At 61.4% G+C, this 19,161-nt stretch carries 19 protein-coding genes and 3 pseudogenes; 5 read left to right on the top strand and 17 right to left on the bottom strand.

Annotated elements, in window-relative coordinates:
- Positions 1-415: 415 nt before the first annotated feature.
- Entirely contained in the window at positions 416-763 is a 348-nt protein-coding gene (locus tag LQ232_RS23675; RefSeq protein ID WP_371820264.1) for a MerR family DNA-binding protein, read from the top strand.
- A 12-nt stretch (positions 764-775) separates the two neighbouring features.
- On the opposite strand, the gene LQ232_RS16105 is transcribed toward LQ232_RS23675, so the two are convergent.
- The 3 genes from LQ232_RS16105 to LQ232_RS23670 all read right to left on the bottom strand — a co-directional run bounded on the left by LQ232_RS16105 (position 776) and on the right by LQ232_RS23670 (position 2,353).
- Positions 776-1,102 carry a YnfA family protein gene (locus tag LQ232_RS16105; protein WP_230181382.1) on the bottom strand — a complete coding sequence of 109 codons (327 nt, stop codon included), beginning with the start codon at positions 1,100-1,102 and terminating at the stop codon, positions 776-778.
- 464 nt (positions 1,103-1,566) lie between these two features.
- Complete coding sequence (locus tag LQ232_RS16095; protein ID WP_230181380.1) at positions 1,567-1,839, bottom strand: hypothetical protein; 273 nt, start codon at positions 1,837-1,839, stop codon at positions 1,567-1,569.
- A 229-nt stretch (positions 1,840-2,068) separates the two neighbouring features.
- Positions 2,069-2,353: a sensor histidine kinase gene (locus LQ232_RS23670; protein WP_371820289.1), complete on the bottom strand. Its 285-nt coding sequence runs from the start codon at positions 2,351-2,353 to the stop codon at positions 2,069-2,071.
- Here LQ232_RS23670 and LQ232_RS16090 point away from each other — a divergent pair.
- From LQ232_RS16090 to LQ232_RS16080, 3 genes and pseudogenes are all read left to right on the top strand, one after another.
- Positions 2,246-2,569, top strand: a complete 324-nt coding sequence (locus LQ232_RS16090; RefSeq protein WP_230181379.1) for a hypothetical protein — start codon at positions 2,246-2,248, stop codon at positions 2,567-2,569. The two genes, LQ232_RS23670 and LQ232_RS16090, sit on opposite strands and share 108 nt — an antisense overlap.
- Before the next feature lie 342 nt (positions 2,570-2,911).
- Positions 2,912-5,788: pseudogene (locus LQ232_RS16085) on the top strand (efflux RND transporter permease subunit); the annotation flags it as partial.
- 117 nt (positions 5,789-5,905) lie between these two features.
- Positions 5,906-6,679: pseudogene (locus LQ232_RS16080) on the top strand (MFS transporter); the annotation flags it as partial.
- 381 nt (positions 6,680-7,060) lie between these two features.
- Here LQ232_RS16080 and LQ232_RS16075 read toward each other — a convergent pair.
- From LQ232_RS16075 to LQ232_RS16045, 7 genes and pseudogenes are all read right to left on the bottom strand, one after another.
- Positions 7,061-7,216, bottom strand: a pseudogene (locus tag LQ232_RS16075) (winged helix-turn-helix domain-containing protein); the annotation flags it as partial.
- Positions 7,217-7,309: 93 nt separating this feature from the next.
- Positions 7,310-7,663 (bottom strand): four-helix bundle copper-binding protein, encoded by a 354-nt coding sequence (locus tag LQ232_RS16070; protein ID WP_230181377.1) that lies wholly within the window; start codon positions 7,661-7,663, stop codon positions 7,310-7,312.
- 361 nt (positions 7,664-8,024) lie between these two features.
- The gene (locus LQ232_RS16065) at positions 8,025-8,516 is read right to left on the bottom strand and encodes a hypothetical protein (RefSeq protein ID WP_230181376.1); all 492 of its coding nucleotides are present in this window, start codon (positions 8,514-8,516) and stop codon (positions 8,025-8,027) included.
- 49 nt (positions 8,517-8,565) lie between these two features.
- Positions 8,566-9,000, bottom strand: coding sequence for a hypothetical protein (locus tag LQ232_RS16060; protein WP_230181375.1), 435 nt, complete (start codon positions 8,998-9,000; stop codon positions 8,566-8,568).
- Positions 8,997-9,479: a hypothetical protein gene (locus tag LQ232_RS16055; protein WP_230181374.1), complete on the bottom strand. Its 483-nt coding sequence runs from the start codon at positions 9,477-9,479 to the stop codon at positions 8,997-8,999. Before LQ232_RS16055 ends, LQ232_RS16060 begins: the two co-directional genes overlap by 4 nt.
- A 109-nt stretch (positions 9,480-9,588) precedes the next feature.
- Positions 9,589-9,969 carry a hypothetical protein gene (locus tag LQ232_RS16050; protein WP_230181373.1) on the bottom strand — a complete coding sequence of 127 codons (381 nt, stop codon included), beginning with the start codon at positions 9,967-9,969 and terminating at the stop codon, positions 9,589-9,591.
- Positions 9,939-10,457 carry a hypothetical protein gene (locus LQ232_RS16045; protein ID WP_230181372.1) on the bottom strand — a complete coding sequence of 173 codons (519 nt, stop codon included), beginning with the start codon at positions 10,455-10,457 and terminating at the stop codon, positions 9,939-9,941. The genes LQ232_RS16050 and LQ232_RS16045 overlap by 31 nt, the downstream gene beginning before the upstream one ends.
- A 313-nt stretch (positions 10,458-10,770) precedes the next feature.
- Here LQ232_RS16045 and LQ232_RS16040 point away from each other — a divergent pair, with 313 nt between their 5' ends.
- A complete protein-coding gene (locus LQ232_RS16040) occupies positions 10,771-11,334 on the top strand; it encodes a DUF6328 family protein (protein ID WP_230181371.1) in 564 nt (187 codons plus the stop codon).
- Positions 11,335-11,428: 94 nt separating this feature from the next.
- Here the strand turns inward: LQ232_RS16040 and LQ232_RS16035 are convergent, their stop codons facing one another.
- The 7 genes from LQ232_RS16035 to LQ232_RS16005 all read right to left on the bottom strand — a co-directional run bounded on the left by LQ232_RS16035 (position 11,429) and on the right by LQ232_RS16005 (position 19,156).
- Positions 11,429-12,181 (bottom strand): phosphatase PAP2 family protein, encoded by a 753-nt coding sequence (locus LQ232_RS16035; RefSeq protein WP_230181370.1) that lies wholly within the window; start codon positions 12,179-12,181, stop codon positions 11,429-11,431.
- Positions 12,182-12,272: 91 nt separating this feature from the next.
- Complete coding sequence (flgB, locus tag LQ232_RS16030; protein WP_230181369.1) at positions 12,273-12,794, bottom strand: flagellar basal body rod protein FlgB; 522 nt, start codon at positions 12,792-12,794, stop codon at positions 12,273-12,275.
- Positions 12,795-12,848: 54 nt separating this feature from the next.
- Positions 12,849-13,346: a DUF4124 domain-containing protein gene (locus tag LQ232_RS16025; RefSeq protein ID WP_230181368.1), complete on the bottom strand. Its 498-nt coding sequence runs from the start codon at positions 13,344-13,346 to the stop codon at positions 12,849-12,851.
- 44 nt (positions 13,347-13,390) lie between these two features.
- Positions 13,391-13,564 carry a hypothetical protein gene (locus LQ232_RS16020; RefSeq protein ID WP_230181367.1) on the bottom strand — a complete coding sequence of 58 codons (174 nt, stop codon included), beginning with the start codon at positions 13,562-13,564 and terminating at the stop codon, positions 13,391-13,393.
- 16 nt (positions 13,565-13,580) lie between these two features.
- On the bottom strand, positions 13,581-14,546 hold the full coding sequence (locus LQ232_RS16015; RefSeq protein WP_230181366.1) for a cation diffusion facilitator family transporter: 966 nt from the start codon (positions 14,544-14,546) through the stop codon (positions 13,581-13,583).
- A complete protein-coding gene (locus tag LQ232_RS16010) occupies positions 14,543-17,737 on the bottom strand; it encodes a CusA/CzcA family heavy metal efflux RND transporter (protein ID WP_230181365.1) in 3,195 nt (1,064 codons plus the stop codon). The genes LQ232_RS16015 and LQ232_RS16010 overlap by 4 nt, the downstream gene beginning before the upstream one ends.
- Before the next feature lie 18 nt (positions 17,738-17,755).
- Positions 17,756-19,156: an efflux RND transporter periplasmic adaptor subunit gene (locus LQ232_RS16005; protein ID WP_230181364.1), complete on the bottom strand. Its 1,401-nt coding sequence runs from the start codon at positions 19,154-19,156 to the stop codon at positions 17,756-17,758.
- Positions 19,157-19,161: the final 5 nt, after the last annotated feature.

Below are 19,161 nucleotides of genomic sequence, written 5' to 3'. Positions count from 1 at the left end.
GTGTTTGGGCTGTACAGAGTGCCTTGCCAAAGCGATTGCAGCGGCATGTCGATCGTGCCTAGCGATGGCATTCAGGTGGGATTCGCCAGCGTGTTTCTTGCTTGGGTTCGGCATGTTTCGTCTGCGTGGGGAAGTGCGTGATAGCGGGTGAGGCGCCACATTCAGTGGCTGCCTCTTTTCCGCGACTCCTTACGCTTTTGCTGACGTCGTTGCCGACGGAGGCGGCGGTTCGCCCGGTCGCGCCATTCAAGTTAAAGCCCGTAGGAAATGGCAAGGCAAATGGCCACCCCGCCGCTGGTCAGTACATAAGACAGCAATTGATCGTGTGTCGATATGGTCATGTATCTCTGCTCATGCTTGCTGCCTGAGAGTTGCTATTCTTTTGTAGAGATCAAGAGGATGGTCATCCAGCATTTTGCGTTCCAATGGTCATCGGACCTATTCGAACGTGCACCGGGAGCGATTGACTTTCATTCGGCGTAGCCGGGACTTCGGGTTCTCGATCGAGCAGATTCGCCAGCTCATCGATCTGGGAGGGGATGGAGGCCGTGATTGCGTGGAGGCCCGGGACCTGGCTCGGTCTCACCTGGAGGCGGTGCGCCTCAAGATGGCAGAGTTGCGAGCATTGGAGTCCGGGCTGGCCGCGCTGGTGCAATCTTGCTCGGACAGATGCATGGGTGGGCCCCCTTCCGGGTGTACGATTTTCAGTGACCTCACCAGTCAACCGGTCGCGCTATCGACGGCTGGCTGTTGCTGCAGTTGATGTGGAATTTTTTCAACTTGTGGCGGGCTGCAACGCGATGACGGCCATGCCGACCAAGGCGATGCCAGCGCCCGCGATATCCCATGGTGTTGGCGTGATGCCATCAACCAGCCACAGCCAGAGCAATGCGACGGCGATGTACATGCCTCCATAGGCAGCATAGGTGCGACCAGCCGCGTTGGGGTGCAAAGTCAACAGCCATGCGAACAGAGCGAGCGATGCAGCAGCCGGAGCGAGGAGCCAGAGAGACTTGCCTTGCCTCAGAACCAGCCATGGCAGATAGCACCCTGTGATTTCTGCAATTGCAGTCAGGGCGAAAAGGACGGCCAATCGCAACATGCGGTACCTCGCTTTTTTGACTCGTAGTGGCGTTGGGCTAGCTGTCTTGTTGGTCACGGCCGTGACGTGGGTTCTTGCCACAAGGTGGTTGACACACAGGTTGGCTGCGCCCCAGGACCTTTTGCATGACGCGTAAGCTGGCACCGCGATGTGCACCGCAAAAAAAGCATGACATTGAACCTATCCCACCGGCAAAACCGTTTGCAAAAGGGGAGCCAGGTGCCTTGCTTTGATACCGCAGCCCATCGTCTCGCAAAATGGTTTCGGCTGGTTTTCCGTGTGGCTTGTGCTGGATTGGGCTGCTCATGTCGTGCGGCTCAGTTCATGGATCTCTGCATTGTGCAGCCCGCGAGCAAGTTGATGAGCTCATCAAACAGCCAATTGGTGGTTGGGCAAGCAAGGAGTTGAACAAACAAGTCAGCTTGTAGGTCAGTACCGTTCAAGGTGGCGCAAGCTTTGATGCGTCAGTTGGCAGCACTGATCTTGATGCCTGTCCTTGAGATCACCTCCGTGAGCAGACCGCAGGAGATCCAATTGAGCGCCATGGTCGATGGCATTCCAAATCCCTCGACCAGCATCGTCAAACCTGCGATCGCCGAAAAGATCACCGCCCCTTGCAGCACGGGACGGCTGTGGTGCAAGCGCCAAGTTTGACCGAATCCTGTTTTCAGCACCTGCGCGATCAGGGGAGCGAAGAGGAGCAAGTGCCACCACGTCTCGTGCAGGCGCCAGGCCAAGGCGCCCTATTGTTCAGGCGAAGTGTCGCTTCGCGAGAACCATGCATCGAACACGGCCACGCCTGCGTCACGGTTTTCTGGGTCCAACAGGTCGCCCAGTATCGCCATGAGACTCCACGCGAAGACACCCAGCACCGTCAAGGCCAAGGGCCCAATTGGATCATCATGTGAAGGCCCCTCTTTGCACGGCTTTGGACTTGGCGGCCGCTCTGAAAATTTGCTCACCCTGTTACTCAATGCGTGCAAGCATGCAGCAAAGCGTGAATCGACACCCGCTGACACCTGAAGGCCTTGGCCCAAGTGCGACCGTTCCTCCCATGCGGTCAGCAATGGCCTTGACGATGGCCAAGCCCAATCCAGTTCCTTCTTGGTCACTGCCTGCGGCTCTGTAGAAAGGGGCGAATACATGGGGAAAATCGTCGCGCGGTACGCCCATGCCGTTGTCGTCAACAAGCAAGGCCATGTGGCCGTTGCTGGACGTCACGGCGATGTCGATCTGACCATCGTCTGCCACGTGTCGAATGGCGTTGGACAGCACATTGGTCAGCAAGGTCCGCATCTCGAAAGGGCTGCACAAGACCTGGCAAGGCTGAGCTTGCGTCAACCCGATGTCGATGTTTATAGCGATCGTCAATGGGAGCAAATCAGCGACCACTTCGCGCACGACTGCCATCACATCACACGGTTGAACTGGAGGGGCGTCAACCCGGTCTTGTATCCTGGACAGTGACAGCAGTTGCTCCAACAAGCCTTTGGTTCGCTTGAGCCCACTCTTGAGTGCCTGCATGCGCTCGTTTGCCTCGCCCTGCGCGATGATGGTTGACAGGTTCTCCGCCTGGAAAGGGCCGCAATCGGGGTGCGCAACTCGTGTGCTGCATCAGCGATGAAGCGCCGCTGCTGCTGCTGCGTCTCTTTCAAGCGTTGCATCATGGCGTTGACAGACGCCACAAATGGCAGGATTTCGGCGGGCACCCCCTGGACAGGACGCTTGACGGGGTCGGGCGAATCCGCTTGGTCCAGTATCGCGCCCATCTGGCGAACAGGCGCAAGCGTGCGCCTGATCACGGTGGTCACCGACATCTACTTTGCCCGCCAACTGGTCACCGAGCGCATCCAGGAGGCGCGCGGCAAGCTGCCTGCGGGCTTGGCTCCATCATTAGGACCCATCGCGACCGGCCTGGGCGAGATCTACATGTGGACGGTAGAAGCCAAGCCCGGTACCCTCAAGGCCGACGGCCAGCCCTACACCCCCATGGATCTGCGCGAGATCCAGGACTGGATCATCAAGCCTCAGTTGCGCAATGTGCCCGGTGTGACCGAGATCAACACCATTGGGGGCTATGCCAAGGAATTTCAGGTGGCCCCTGATCCAGCCAAGTTGGTGGCCCATGGCCTGAGCCTGGACGACCTGGTCACGGCCCTGGAGCGCAACAACGCCAACGTGGGCGCAGGCTACATCGAGCGGCGTGGCGAGCAATACCTGATCCGGGCGCCCGGCCAGGTGCAAGGCATGGCAGACATTGGCAGTATCGTCGTCAAGCAGGCGCAGGGCGTCAGTGTTCGCATCCGTGATGTGGCCGAGGTGGTGCTGGGCAAGGAGTTGCGCACCGGTGCGGCCACCGAAGACGGCCGAGAGGTGGTGCTGGGCACCGTGTTCATGCTGATTGGCGAGAACAGCCGCGAGGTTTCCAAAGCGGTCGACGTGCGCCTACAGCAGGTCAACAAGTCCTTGCCTGCAGGCGTGATCGCCAAGACGGTTTATGACCGTACCGTGCTGGTGGACAAGGCGATTGCCACGGTCAAGAAGAACCTGTTCGAAGGGGCTGTGCTGGTCGTCGTGATCCTGTTTGCCTTCCTGGGCAACTTCCGAGCGGCCTTGATCACGGCCATGGTGATCCCGCTGGCGATGCTGTTCACCTTCACGGGCATGGTAACCCAGCAAGTCAGCGCCAACCTCATGAGCCTGGGTGCGTTGGACTTCGGCATCATCATCGACGGCGCCGTGGTGATCGTGGAGAACTGCGTGCGGCGCCTGGACCATGCGCAAGCGCATCACGGGCGACCACTGACCCGAAGCGAGCGCTTCCATGAGGTGTTTGCCGCTGCGCAGGAATCACGCCGCCCCCTGTTGTTCGGACAACTCATCATCATGGTGGTCTACCTGCCCATCTTTGCCTTGACGGGTGTCGAGGGCAAGATGTTCCACCCCATGGCCTTCACGGTGGTGGCGGCCTTGTTGGGCGCCATGATCTTGTCGATGACCTTCGTGCCTGCAGCCGTTGCGCTGTTCCTGACCGGCTCGGTCAGTGAGAAGGAAAACCGCCTGATGGGCTGGGCCAAGCGCGGCTATGAGCCGCTGCTGGACAAGGCCATGTCCCGCCAGCCACTGGTGCTGACCATCACGGGCGTGTCGGTGGCCTTGGCCGTGTTGATGGCCACCCGCATGGGCAGCGAGTTCATCCCCAGCCTGGACGAACACGACATCGCCTTGCATGCGCTGCGTATCCCGGGCACCAGCCTGAGCCAGGCCATCGAGATGCAGGCGCAACTGGAGCGCACCATCAAGGCCTTCCCCGAGGTCGATGCAGTGTTCGCCAAGCTGGGCACGGCTGAAATTGCCACCGACCCGATGCCGCCCAGCGTGGCTGACACCTTCGTGATGCTCAAGCCACGTGAGCAATGGCCCGATCCCAAGCGGCGCAAGGACGACCTGGTCAAGGCCTTGCAGGTGGCCGTGATGAAGGTGCCTGGCAACAACTACGAGTTCACCCAGCCCATCCAGATGCGCTTCAACGAGTTGATCTCGGGGGTGCGCTGTGACGTGGCTGTCAAGGTGTTTGGCGATGACATGGACACGCTCAACGAAACTGCGGAGCAGATCTCCAAGGTGCTGGAGGCCGTGCCTGGGGCCGAGGATGTCAAGGTGGAGCAAACCACCGGCCTGCCCATGCTGTCCGTGAAGATCGACCGTGAGAAGGCCGCGCGCCTGGGCTTGAACGTGGGCGGCATCCAGGACACACTGGCCACGGCACTGGGTGGGCGTGAGGCAGGGGCGGTGTTCGAGGGTGACCGCCGATTCGACATCCTGGTGCGTTTGCCCGAAACCTTGCGCAGCGACCTCGAGGCCTTGGGGCAGTTGCCCATCCGCTAGCCCGTCAACGCGACGGGTGAACACGCGGGCTTTGCCCGCCTGGGCGATGTGGCCACGATGGACCTGACCCCTGGCCCCAACCAGATCAGCCGCGAAGAAGGCAAACGCCGTGTGGTGGTCACCGCCAATGTGCGCGGGCGAGACATCGGCAGCTTCGTGGGCGAGGCGCAAGCCAAGATCGACGCTGGCGTCAAGGTGCCCGCCGGTTACTGGACCACCTGGGGCGGCACGTTCGAGCAACTGCAATCGGCCTCGCGCCGTCTGGCCATCGTGGTTCCGGTGGCCTTGCTGCTGGTCTTCCTGTGGCTCTTTGCCATGTTCGGCAACGTCAAGGATGGTTTGCTGGTGTTCACCGGCGTGCCCTTTGCGCTGACGGGCGGTGTGGCAGCGCTGTGGCTGCGGGACATTCCCTTGTCGATCTCGGCGGGGGTGGGTTTCATCGCGCTGTCGGGTGTGGCGGTGCTCAATGGCCTGGTGATGATTGCCTACATCCGAAGTCTGCGCGAAGGTGGCATGGCCCTGGAGCCAGCGATCAGAGAAGGGGCCTTGACACGCCTGAGGCCTGTGCTCATGACCGCCTTGGTGGCCAGTCTGGGCTTTGTGCCCATGGCCGTGGCCATCGGAACGGGTGCTGAAGTTCAGAGGCCCCTGGCCACGGTGGTGATCGGCGGCATCTTGTCATCGACCGTTTTGACCCTGTTCGTGTTGCCGCTGCTGTATCGCCTGACACATCGTCGAGATGACGAACTGCCGCAGCCAAACCCTGATGCAGCTAGGCCAATTCCGGGCCAAGCCTGACAGAGCATCAAGACGCTGCAAGGCAACTGGGTTTACAGTAAATCCACTGGCGTAGGCAACTGCGTCGAATGCCAGTGGGCTGCTCCATCCCCGTTCCATTTTTTGAGGCACGATGCGATGTTTGACATTCTTTGCGATCGCACTTACCGACATCTGTTCTCCGCTCAGGTGATTGCGTTGTTGGGCACAGGCTTGGCCACGGTAGCGCTTGGCCTGCTTGCATATGACTTGGCAGGAGAGAACGCCGGCGCGGTACTTGGCACGGCGCTGGCAATCAAGATGCTGGCCTATATCGGCGTAGCGCCCATCGCCTCGGCATTCGCCGAACGATTGCCAAGGCGAGAGATGTTGGTCACGTTGGACCTTATTCGTGCCGCAGTTGCTTTGCTGCTGCCCTTCGTCACCGAGATCTGGCAGGTGTACATGCTGATCTTTGTATTGCAATCGGCTTCAGCCGGATTCACCCCGGCGTTCCAAGCCGCGATTCCCGATGTGCTACCCAAGGAGGCCGACTACACCAAGGCTTTGTCTCTGTCGCGCTTGGCCTATGACCTCGAAAACCTCATCAGCCCGGCATTGGCGGCTGCACTGTTGACAGTGGTGACTTTCCAAAGCCTGTTCATCGGCACCGTTGTCGGCTTCTTGGCTTCTGCAGCACTGGTGGTGTCTGCTGTCCTGCCGAAAGCGAAGCTGCCACCAAAGCGCGGCGTTTACGATCGCACCACCCGTGGCATGCGCATCTACCTCGCTACGCCGCGTTTGCGAGGTCTACTCGCCGTGAATCTGGTGGCCGCCTCGGCTAGCGCGATGGTCATCGTCAACACGGTTGTACTGGTCCAGGGCCAGCTCAAGCTGACGCAGAACGCCACAGCGCTGGCGTTAGCCTGCTTCCCTTTCGTAGAAGCGGATGGTCTCCACCGACGTGCCGGTCTTGCTGGCCAGCTACCCGATTTTCACGTGAACTCCGGTGCCTCGTGTTATGACTTGCAAGCTTACGCGAAATCGTATGGAAGGACCTCGCCAATGGTCCGTGTTGGCATTGTGTCGCCGCAGCGCGCTGTCGGCCCAAGGCGTCAACGCCCACCCATTCTTCGCAGTTCGCTGCGCTTGAGCCGCTGTTGCTCGTTGCGCTGACGCCGGTGGTCTCCGTCTCGCCATTCCAGGTACAGCCAGTAGCTGAAGCCAAAGCACGGCCCCACACCCCCGCGCCAAGGATGTAGGCCAAGATCTGATCGCGGTTGGTGGACATGGGTGGGTGCTGCAGTAGCAGGACTACGGCCCTTGGGCCGGGGTGCTTGCTGGTGCTTCAAGGACATACCCCATGCCGCGCACGGCGCGGATGGGGTTCATCTCCGGCTCTTCGCCGATCTTGGCACGCAGTCGCTGAATCGCCGCCTCAATCATGCTGGCGTCGTGGCCAAAGTGCCTGTCCCAGACTTGGTGTCGAGTGCGGCGTGCGCGCTCGCACGAGGGAGCGGGACGGCGGCGTCCGCCATTCTCGCGTCCCTCATGCGGTGCGTGTCACATCGGATGGCGGTGAGACGCATGCTGGTCACATGCCTGTGCGCATCGTTCGCACGCTTCTTTGCAACGCAGGCAGTGCTCATGTTCATGCTTTGCGCACTCCGCCGCACACGCAAGGCAAAGATGCTCGCACAGCGCGCAGAAGTCGCCGTGGTGGACGGAACGCCGAGCCAAGGCGTTGATCGTTGCCGCGCAGATGTCGGCACAGTCCAGGTTCAACAGCGAACAGGTGGCCATCGCCGGATCGCCTTCCCGCAGGTCCGCCCCCACACATTCCTGGCAGGCATGCAGCGCCTCCTCACACGCTTCGATGCAAACATCAAAGCTTTCCAAGGTGTCTTGATCCTTCATGGTGTTTCTCCAGTTTCGAGCCGGCAGGGGCGTCTCAGGCAGTCCTTGCCGCCACTGAATGCCGACTCAAGGTTGCGAAAACCGTTGGCCCAACTGCCGCCCACGGGCTAGAACGAGGAATCAGGCGAATGGCCGGACTCATCAATGACACTGTTCGGCGCAAGGCTTCACAAGGAACCATGCACCCTTGCGCCCGGCCAGTGCCCAGCCGTTCAAGGCCAACCCACAGAACGTTTGAATGCTGGCGATGCGCAGTGGCAGCACGCACTCCAGCCGTCCTGTGGGCGGGCGCCTTGATCTTCACGCGGCGACGCATCGCACTTCGTGGGGTCACGAAGCACCCGATGGCAGCCCTTCGCGCTCATTTCTTGCCAGCCGCGATGGCGGCGGCCTTGAATTGGGACGTGAAACTCGGTTTCCCCTCCAGCACCACCAAGGCGCTCACCGCTGTGCCGGGAGGTACGGAGAACTGTCCCTGGGCGTTGAACTGACCGTCGCCCGGTTTCAGCTCGACCTTGTGACGTTGCCCGTCCGCTGTCTTCCAGGCGAGGTGCGCGCGGCCACCATGGGTGGACAAGGGTTTGCCGTGGTCGCTCACGTAAAGGGTCAAAGAGGCGGGCGCGGCGAGCAACTCCAGCGTGACGCCACGCACCTCGGCAACGACACCGCCATACCGGGCCTCATCGCCCGCTTCCTTGTGTCCGGGTCCATGGTCGTGCGCATGGTCGTGTGCGTATTCCTTGCCTTTGCCGTGGGCGCTGTGTGCGGCGTCGGCGGCGCGGGTGGGCGCGATGAAGGCTGTCAGGGCGGCAATCGCCAACGTCGTTCGAAGCAGCGTGGCTGCGTGTTTCATGGGGAGGTCTCCTAGGGTGAAAAAACAGGTTGATGAAAGGCGACAAAAACTAGGTCAGGGCCGCGCCCTGGTGGGAGGACAGGTCAAACTCGACGATCAGCAGTTGGCGGCTTGCAAGGGTGATCAGCGCAGTGATGGTGGTGGCCGCCTCGAAGTGGAAGGCGCCCGCGAGGTGAAGGTGATCACCCTGCGGCGCCAGGGGCACGCGCTGCCTGCCGTGCAGGCCGTCCCACGACAGCACCGCGCTCGCGCCTTCCAGATGATCGGCGGGCTGGTCCAACCCATCCAGGTAGAGACGCAGGTCGTCCTCGTGGACCACCAACTCGCAGCGCAGCCGCCGCAGCGCGACCACGACGCCACCATGACGAGGTGAAGACGCAAGGGCACCTGAAGCGGCAGCGGCGTCGTCGTTCGCGGCCACCAGGGGCTCGATGACCACGATCTGGCCAGCAGGGGTCTGAGCGCTTTGGACCACGTATTTCATGCCGTTCTTCCGATCAGCGGTGGTGAACCGGGCTCAGTGCTCGTGAGGGCGCGCTCGGCCAGCATGCCCCTGAGTTGCGCCATCAGTGCGAAGGGATCGGACGCGCTGGCATCGACCACGATGTGCGCAATCATGCTGACCTTGCGGCTGGAGATGGCCCAGACGTGCAGGTCATGCATGTCCGTCTTGGCCGCCGTCTGCGCCAGCGCCTGTTTGACCGCTTCGAACTCCACCCCCCTTCGGGCACACCCTCCAACAGGATGTTCATGCTGGCGCGCAGGAAGATCCAGGTGCGCGGCAGCACCAGATGCCGATTCGACGGCCTCGGCCAGCGTCAGCGGCGCCGTGGACGAGGCGGGACGCGGCTCAGCACGCGATGGTGCGGGAACTGGTGAAGCCTGTGAAAAGGACGTGGAAAGAAAGAGGGTCGCCGTGATCAACGCTGCGAGCGTCGCCAACGGCACGATGAGCCTGTGCATCGAATTCTCCGGGTTGTGACAACAACGAAACGGGAATACGGCGAGTGGCGGGCCGTGGTCTGGCTATCGAAGGATAGGAAGAGGGAAAAGCAGCAGCCGTCTCGCCGAATCAGGCGTTGTGACGTCTGTCCGGTCGCTCAAGGCCCTGGGGTATGTGCGAGGGGTGTCCGCGATTCGAACGGCTCACCCAGGTTTCGCTGGACTCGACCGCGGGCTGAGCCGCCTGGCTGGTCAGCGGCGGCAACGGGCTCAAGTGGCAGGTCGCGCAATCGCCGTCGATGCCGACTTTCTTCGTGTCGCCGCCTTGATGGTCCTGCGCTGCGGCACCACCTTCTTTGCCGCCATCTTTGGACACGTCATGGCTGCGCTGATGGTGCCCGACATGGTTGGCACCCGAGCCTGTCTCGTGCTGGCAATAGCCGACCACCGCAGCCCAGGACATCTGGAGCGGAAACCAAATCAGCAGAAAGACAAACAGGAAGCGTCGCATGGGGAAGCAGTATACGAGTGGGTTGGCGCGTTGGAAAGGCAACAGACGATGTGGTCGTGTCCTTGAGCATGAACATGGCATTCTCCGCATTCACAAGTCGTGTCGCCGTGGACGATGGAAGTCAAGCCGACGTGTGACGTTGCTTCTGCCTCGGGATTGACGACGATGTGGGCGCCATTACCCAGACTCGACAGCGTCGAGCGCAATGCGTCTTCATGCACCAGAACCTGATCAAATTCCAGTCGGATCGTTCCGCCTGCGTTGACCTCCGCTTCAACAACGCCAAGTATGTGCTCCAGCTTGGACTTCAAGCTCCTGGCCGTACGGGCGTGCATCGCATCCGTTCCAAGTAACAGATAGCCGATCCGATCCGTGAGTACCGCACCAACGGCGCCTGCCACCACTCGCACCTTGCCGAGCGAAATCACGTTCGTGTCGTAATGGATGCACAACTCCGGTGGCTCGCCCCTTAAGCGCATCGGCCACATGAGCGTTGACTATGCCATCACGGCCCTCCAGGGCTTCGATCAAGCTTTTCACACGCAGCGATCTTTGGCTTGAGGCAAGCGTGGAAGCAGAAGGGGAATGTCCAGTCGAAGCTTGCCAGCCTGTGCCGTGTCACGATCTGTCTTTCAATTCGTCTCTATTCATGGTCGATCTCGTGAGTGGGGGAAGTCCTTCTATCGGCAAGTGACGTGCCGTACGATTTGCAGCTGTTTGACCTCGTGACGGCATGGTCATCGCTGGAAGCGCCATTCGCTTCGGCGTGTAATTCTTGCCGCAAGCTTGGCCCTCGACAGCATGGGCCGCATCTGGGTTACAAAGAAAGTTGTTCGACTGATGGATTCTCTTGTGAAACAAACAGATCACTCCAACTGCGACGAAGCGGATGCGTCGACAACGCTCACCACCGATGCTGCTGGTCACACGCAGGAGGATGGTGACTTGACTGACATGCTGGGCGAATTGCGCGTGTTGTTGCCCACCGCACAGTTGCTATCAGCCTTTTTGATCACCGTTCCATTCACCGCTGGCTTCGGGGCGATCATCGCTTCAGAAAAACGCGTGTTCCTCGCGACCTTTCTGTTCTCGATCGCAAGCCTCGTGCTATTGAGTGGCCCGGCGGTGCAGCATCGATTGATCAGACCTCTCATTAACCGTGCGCGCTTCAAGCATCTGGCCACACTGCAGATCGTGCTCGGGGCGGCGACCTTGACCTTCGCCCTGGTTCTCGCCACTCAACTGGTGCTTTCCTCCGTTCTGGGGCACACGATCGGAAATATCGCCGCCGCCGCCGTCGCAGTGTTGATCGTGATGCTTTGGTGGGTGTGCCCCAAGCTTTGGCGGGCCGGGGGGCATTGCTGATCGTGCTTGTTTGGCGTGCCGGGCAGTGACCTTGCCCCCTGCAACCGGACTTTCTTATTTGAGCTTTCGTGGCACGATGCGCTGTTTGAGAAACTTATCGCCGCTGCCATCGGCGATCCAGGGCCGCCACGATCTCACAAGGTATCCACACCGCGTAGAACGCAAAAATGATGTCGGTCAAAAAGTGGCCGCCCTGCAAGATGCGGCCGAGTCCAATCGCCGCACCAGTCACGATGCCAATCACAAACCATCGGCGGCGCCATGTGGGACCGGCTGTCAGCCCCAGGCTCATCAGCCAGAACCCCGCAGCGGCGTGGCTGCTGACAAAACTACGGTGCGCTTCAGGATGCGTGCGACGCTGTGGTGCGGCCTGAAACGGACTGTCGCCACCAAAGACTGCTACCTGAACGGGGCGGGGACGGCACAGTGCCTGTTTGAACCAAGCTTCGATCACCAGGCCCGGACCCAGCAAGGCGCAAAGCAAGGCGATCACCGCCATGTGATGGCAACGTTGTTGGCGGTCTTGGGCTGCCGGACCCAGGTCATACCTCCTGACGAGGAAAGCTGCCCATGGGCGCAGCAGCACCAACAACAGCAGCAATCCCAAAATGGTTCGGCCTACCAGCGGCGTCCACTCATAAGAAGCCATCACCCAGGCTGTTTCAGCATAGGTGAACCCCACACCCGGTGTGAAGAGCTGCTGGGATACGTTCAGATCAAAGGACGACAGGCCGGAAAACACGGCCAGGCACAGTGAAGCAACTCCCCAAATGAATCCGGGGTTTTGCCAGAATCTGAAGGGATCAGACTGACCTTGAGGTACCAGTTTCGCGTTGCTAGCAGCCATCTGGCTGACTCCTGAATGGAAATGACGATGTCGGAAGAGAGGCACCGTTCACATGACTTGCCGCTCTTCATGCAGGCGAATCGCGCCGGCTTCAGCGGTTGCTGCTTGATGCGGCTTTGAACTCCGTGTATTCGTCTTCATACGCTTTCAGGGCTAACTGAAAGCGTATGGCGTTGTCGGCGAACTGTCCACGCTCAATGTCCATGTCCACGCTGTTGTTGTCCAGCGCATTCTGGGTTGGCACTCGGTAGGAAAGCGCCACGGTGCTGGTGAATGGACTGCCGGGCAGTCCCGGCAGGTGCGCACTGGCGGTTTTGCGAAGGTCGCTGGGCGGGATATCGCCCGACTTCTGGCGAGATACGGCCCTTTGCAGACTGGCACGAAAGTCAAGATCGACGGCCTGGTAGTTCGGTGTATCGACGTTGGCGATGTTGGAGGCCAATACCTCCTGTCGCTTGGCCCGCAGCAGGATCGCGTGCTCTTTGAAATCGTCTTCCTCCTGATCACCAGAAGGGTTCGATGGCGGAACGACGGGCGGCGTCAATCGAGGCGTCGATGTCAACGGTGCGGCTGGCACAGGCACGTGCTGAGGACTCAGGATGGGTTTCAGCATGTCGTGTTCCTTTTGGAGGTTGCCTGCTTGAACGACGGTGGCCTTGTCACGCTCTCAATATCCCAGCGCAGTGCGTTCGGTGACCAAGTTGTCGAGACGTCGTTGCGCTTGTGCGGCGGCGAGCAGCAGGGCGCGCTGACGTTGAGCGTACTGATGAGAAAAGCGCCGACCTTGCCGGTCACCTTCTCCCACTTCACGCCCAGCTTGCTGTTTCGAGCGAAGGTTCTGGAGCTCGTCATAGACATCGCCAATCTGGTTGTCCAGCTGCTTGAGCCGAACGGCCCGGGCCGCTGCGTCGCGCAACAATTGCGCTCGCGTCATGGCGAGCGCACGTTGGGCTGCCTCGGCCTCCTGTGGGTTGGGTGGGTGTCGCTCGACCGAAATGGCGCTTGAACGCTTGGCCTGAGGTTCTGGTTCGTCCCCGTAGACCACCTGCCCATTGGGCAGGATTGACTTGTAGAGAATCCGCTCGTCGGCCATGCTCGTGAAGGCGCCGCCAAGAAAAACGAGGGCCAGTGCGGTAGGGGCGAGGCGGCATTGATGGCCTTTCATGCTTGGGTCTCCATCTGAGGTGAGCACAGGTGGGCAGCGCCGCGTCAGCGGCCTCCCTTGCTTCGCAGCGCCCGGCGCTTTTGCTGGCGATCCTGCCGACGGATGCGTCGCTTTGCTCTGTCCCGCCACTCCAGGTAGAGCCCATAAGGAATCACGACGCACAGTGCCGCTCCGCCCAGGACCAGCACGTAGGGCATCACATGTTCTCTCACGGTCATGCTCGTTCCTTCCGGTTCAAGGCGGTGGCCTGGCGTTCGGATCCATGCCAGCCTCAGCACGATGAGCGCTGGCGTGCTTGTCTCCCAGGTCGCAGAATGGGCTGGCCTGATCGCAAGCCTGGGTCTCGCACTGCAGTGTCGAGTGGTGGATGTCTCGTTCGGCCAGCACGCGGTGCAATGCGGACAGGAGGCTGGCTGGCTCGGACATTGACGGGTCGTGAACAATGTGAGCGCTCAGGCTGGGTCGGTTGCTGGTCAAGGACCAGACGTGCAGATCGTGCACGTCCACGACACTCGGGACCGCTCTCAGCGCCAGATCGATCTCGCTCAGGTTCATGCCCTCGGGTATGCCTTCCAGCAAGATGTTGACGGTCGAGCGCAACAGCACCCATGTGCGTGGCAGCACCCACAGGCCGATCGCCACGGCGATCACCGAATCGATCCAGGTCCAGCCCGTGAACCGGATGACCAGTGCGCCAACGATCACCCCCAAGGATCCCAGCAGATCGCTCCACACCTCAAGGTACGCGCCTTTGACATTGAGGCTGGCATCCTTGCCGGCGTTCAGCAGCCTCATGCTCACCAAGTTGATGACCAACCCAAGTGTGGCGATCACCAGCATGGGGCCCGACTGAACATCCTGCGGCGTGCCAAAGCGCTGCCAAGCCTCGTAGAGGATGTACAGCGCGACGGCAAAGAGCATCAGGGCATTGAAGGCCGCCGCCAGGATCTCGAAGCGGTGATAGCCAAACGTGAGCCGGGCATTGGCGGGGCGCCTGGCGATGCGGATGGCGGCCAGCGCGATGGCCAGCGCTGCCGCATCGGTGAACATGTGCGCCGCGTCCGAGATCAGCGCCAGGCTGCCCGTGATCACGCCACCTACCACCTCGGCCATCAGAAAGGTGAAGGTGAGCCCCAGCGCCCAACGCAGATTGCGCTCGTTGGTGCTGGAGGGCAGGGCGTGGTCATGGCCAGCGCTCATGCGATGCCTCCGTCAGGAGCGGGGCTCGCGGGTGGCATCAAGCCGATGGCGTCCTCTTCGGGCGGTTCATCTTCATCCTTGCGGTGCACCAGGCGGTAGAGCACGGGTAAGACCAGCAAGGTCAGCACGGTGGATGACAAGATGCCCCCGATGACGACGGTGGCCAAGGGTCTTTGCACCTCCGCACCCGTTCCGGTGGCCAAGGCCATGGGCACGAAGCCCAGCGAGGCCACCAGGGCCGTCATCAAGACCGGCCGCAAACGTGTCAGGGCGCCCTCATGGATGGCTTTGTCCAGGCCCAGCCCATTGTCACGAAGGTTGCGGATGAAGGAAATCATCACCAACCCGTTGAGCACGGCGACTCCGGACAGGGCGATGAAACCGACCGCCGCAGAGATCGACAGCGGGATGTCCCTCAGCCACAAGGCGAGGATGCCGCCCGTGAGCGCGAAGGGGATGCCCGTGAAGACCAGCAAGCCATCCTTGATGTTGCCGAACATGGCAAACAACAGCACGAAGACCAGCAGCAGCGAGACCGGCACCACGATCTGCAGGCGCTGAGTGGCCGATTGCAGGTTCTCGAACTGGCCGCCCCAGACGGTCCAGTAACCCGTCGGAATCTTCACGCTCTGCAAAGATTTTTCGGCTTCGGCGACGAAGGTGCCCAGGTCGCGCCCTCGCACATTGGCGCTGATCACGATGCGGCGTTTGCCATTTTCCCGACTGACCTGGTTGGGACCAGGGGCCAAGTCGATGGCGGCCACTTCTGACAAGGGGATGAAGCGAGTGGCATCGCCCTCGGCACCCTTGAGGGCGATGGGCAGACGGCGAATCGCTTGCAGGTCGGTGCGCACGGTCTCGGGCAGTCGGACCACGATGTCAAAACGGCGGTCACCTTCGAACATGGTCCCGGCCTCCTGGCCGCCAATGGCGGTGGACAAGGTGTCCTGGATGTCGCCGACGTTCAGGCCATACCGTGTGGCCTTGTCACGGTCGATGTTGATGGTCAGCATCGGCAAGCCGGTGGTCTGCTCGACCTTGACCTCGGCCGCGCCCGGAATGGCCTGCAGCACCTTGGCGATCTGATTGGCCGTGCTGTTGAGCACGTCCATGTCGTCACCGAAGAGCTTGACCGCGACATCGCTTCGCACGCCCGAGATCAACTCGTTGAAGCGCAACTGGATGGGCTGGGAGAACTCGTAGTTCTGGCCCGGCAGCTTGGCCACTTCCGCCTGCACGGCGGCCAGCACTTCGTCGCGCGTCTTGCGGGGCTCGGGCCACTTGTCCAGCGGCTTGAGCATCACGTAGCCATCCGAGATGTTGGGCGGCATGGGGTCGGCAGCGATCTCCGCCGTGCCAGTGCGTGCAAAAACGCGCTCGATTTCCGGGAACTTGGCCTTCAGGTGGGCCTCCAGTTGGGCCTGCATGGCCACCGATTGGGTCAGGCTGGTGCCGGGTATGCGAAGCGCCTGAATCGCGAAGTCGCCTTCGTTCAGGCTGGGCACGAACTCACTGCCCATGCGCGAGGCCACCACGCCGGACAACACGACGATCATCGCCGCTGCGGTCAGCACCACGGGTTTGGCACCCATGACGGTGTTCAGCAAGGGCTCGTACACGCGCTTGGCGGTGCGGATCACCACGTTCTCCGTCTCGGCCACTTTCTTGCCGATGAACAAGGCCACTGCGGCGGGGATGAAGGTGATCGACAGGATCATCGCACCCAGCAGCGCCGTCACCACGGTGAAGGCCATGGGATGGAACATCTTGCCTTCCACACCGGCCAGCGCAAAGATGGGCAGGTAGACGATCATGATGATCAGTTGCCCGAACAGCAACGGGCGCCGTGCTTCCTGCGATGCAGCGAAGACCTCGTGGAATCGTTCCTGCAAGGTGAGCGGCCGACCGTGGTGGGCTTGCGCATGTGCCAGGCGCCGCACGCAGTTCTCCACGATCACGACTGCGCCATCCACGATGATCCCGAAGTCCAGCGCGCCCAGGCTCATCAGGTTGGCACTGACTTTCTGACTGACCATGCCACTGAAGGTGAACAACATCGACAGGGGGATCACCATGGCGGTGATCAACGCGGCGCGCATGTTGCCCAGGAACATGAAGAGGATGGCGACGACGAGCACGGCGCCTTCCAATAGGTTCTTCTTGACCGTGGCAATCGCCTTGTCGACCAGGATGGTTCGGTCGTACACGGTCACCGCGTGAATCCCGGCGGGCAGCGTCTTGTTGATCTCGGCCATCTGCTTGTCTACCGCTTGAGAGACCTTGCGGCTGTTCTCGCCGATCAGCATGAACACGGTACCCAGCACCACCTCGCGGCCGTTGTCGGTGGCCGCGCCGGTGCGCAGTTCCTTGCCGATGCTCACGTCGGCGATGTCGCGGATGAGGATGGGCACGTCGTCGACATGCTTGACGATGATGCCGCCCACATCCTTCATGTCCCGAACCTGCCCGGGAGCCCGGATCAGGTACTGCTCGCCTTCGCGCTCGATGTAGCCTGCGCCCACGTTGCCGTTGTTGCGTTCCAGCGCATTGACCACGTCTACCAGGGTCAGGCCGTGCGCCATGAGTTTCTCGGGTCGTGGGGCGACCTGGTATTCCTTGGCATAGCCGCCGATGGAGTTGATCTCCGTCACGCCCGGCACATTGCGCAATTGCGGTTTGATGATCCAGTCCTGGATCTCGCGCAGATCAGTCGGCGTGTAGGCGCTGCCATCGGCCTTCTTGGCACCGTCCTTGGCTTCGACGGTCCACATGTAGATCTCACCCAGGCCGGTCGAGATCGGGCCCATGGCCGGGGTGACGCCCTGGGGCAGCCGCTCCTTGGCCTCCTGGATTCGCTCGTTCACCATCTGGCGCGCGAAGTACAGGTCGGTGCCATCCTTGAAGATCACGGTGATCTGCGACAAGCCGTAGCGCGACAGGGAGCGGGTTTGCTCAAGGCCCGGCAAGCCGGCCATCACGGTCTCCAGCGGGTAGGTGACGCGTTGCTCTGTTTCCAGCGGCGAGTAGCCGGGGGTCTGCGTGTTGATCTGGACCTGGACATTGGTGATGTCGGGCACGGCGTCGATGGGTAGCTTCTGGTAGCTGAAAATGCCCAATGCGGCCATGCCGAAGACGGCCAGCAGCACAAGCCAGCGCTGCTCGATGGCAAATCGGATGATGCGTTCAAACATGATGGGTGGTCCTTGGGCTCAATGCGAGTGCTCGGCCGAAGCCTTGCCGATTTCGGCCTTGATGACGAAGCTGTTCGTCGAGGCATAGCGCGCCCCGGCACTCAGGCCTTTGACAATCTCGGTGCGCACGCCATCACTGCGTCCCACTTCCACGGTTTTGGCTTCAAAGCCGCCAGGCACTTCGACGAAGACGACTTGACGGCCTTCCATCGCCTGCACTGCGCCAGCCGCCACGGTCACGGCCGCCGCGGTTTCGCCCGAGGTCACCGCCACATTGACGAACAGACCCGGGCGCCAGGCCAGGCCGGGATTGGTCAGCACGATCCGGGCACTGGCTGCACGCGTCTGCTCCCCGATCAGGGCGCCGACATAGGTCACCATGCCGGTGGCCACATCGTCGAACGAGGTGGAGCTCACGGTGACCTTCTCGCCGACCCGAACGAACTTGAGGTCCTTGGCTGGCACATTGATGTTGGCCCACACGGTGGACAGGTCGGACAGGGTGAACACGTTGGCGTCCTCCTTGACGGACTCGCCCAGCGCGATGTGCTTTTCCACGACGATGCCGTCAAACGGTGCCCGCAGTTCGTAGCGGTTCAAGTCGTTGGCCGTGGGCGCGGCGCCCAAGGCCTTGAGCTTCTGGCTGGCGTTGTTCACGGCGATCTCGGCTTCCCGCAGCGCTTGCACCGCCTGCTGGTAGTCCATCTGCGCGGAGATCTTGTCCTCAAAGAGTTTCTTCTCACGGGCATGCGTGGTTTGCGCCAGCGTCAGACGCTTTTGGGCCGCCTGCAACTCGCTGCGCTGCTCTGACAACAGCACGCTGGAAATGGTGGCCAGCACCTGGCCTTTCTTGACCTGTTGCCCCAGGCTGGCCGAGACGGCTTCGACCACGCCTGCCACACGAGGCACGACGTGGGCCGTGCGGTCCTCGTTGAACTTGATCTCCCCGGACAACTGCATCGTGGTGCGGATGCTGGCTGGGCCGACCGCCTCGACCTTGATGCCGCCCGCTGCGATCTGCTGAGCGTTCAACTGGACCGGCTCTTCTTCACCCTCGACATGCTTGTCGGCCCCGGCGGGGCTGGATGCGCCTTTGCCCTCGCCCCCTTCGCCCTCCAGCGTGTCGTGTTCTGCGTGCGCGCCGGGTTTTTCGTGGTGTTCCTTGTCGTCGTGCCCCTTTGCCTCATCGTGACCGGCATCGGCTTTCTTCTCATCGTGGTGCTCGCCATCATCGTGGCCTTTGGCTTCGTCATGCCCGTGACCATGGCCTTCCTCGGCGGCTTCGCCCGCTGGTGCGCTGGGAGCACTTTTGAGCAACCAGGCGCTGGCCCCCAACCCGATCAGGACGATGGCAATGATGGCGATGAGTTGGGGGCGGCTGATGCGCCCAGCCTGGCGTTGTGGTTTGGTGTGGTTCATGCAGT

The organism is Aquabacterium sp. CECT 9606, assembly GCF_918741295.1.
GTDB lineage: Bacteria > Pseudomonadota > Gammaproteobacteria > Burkholderiales > Burkholderiaceae_C > Aquabacterium.
The sequence above is the reverse complement of the archived record's forward strand: the minus strand, read 5'-3'. Positions and strand labels throughout refer to the sequence as shown.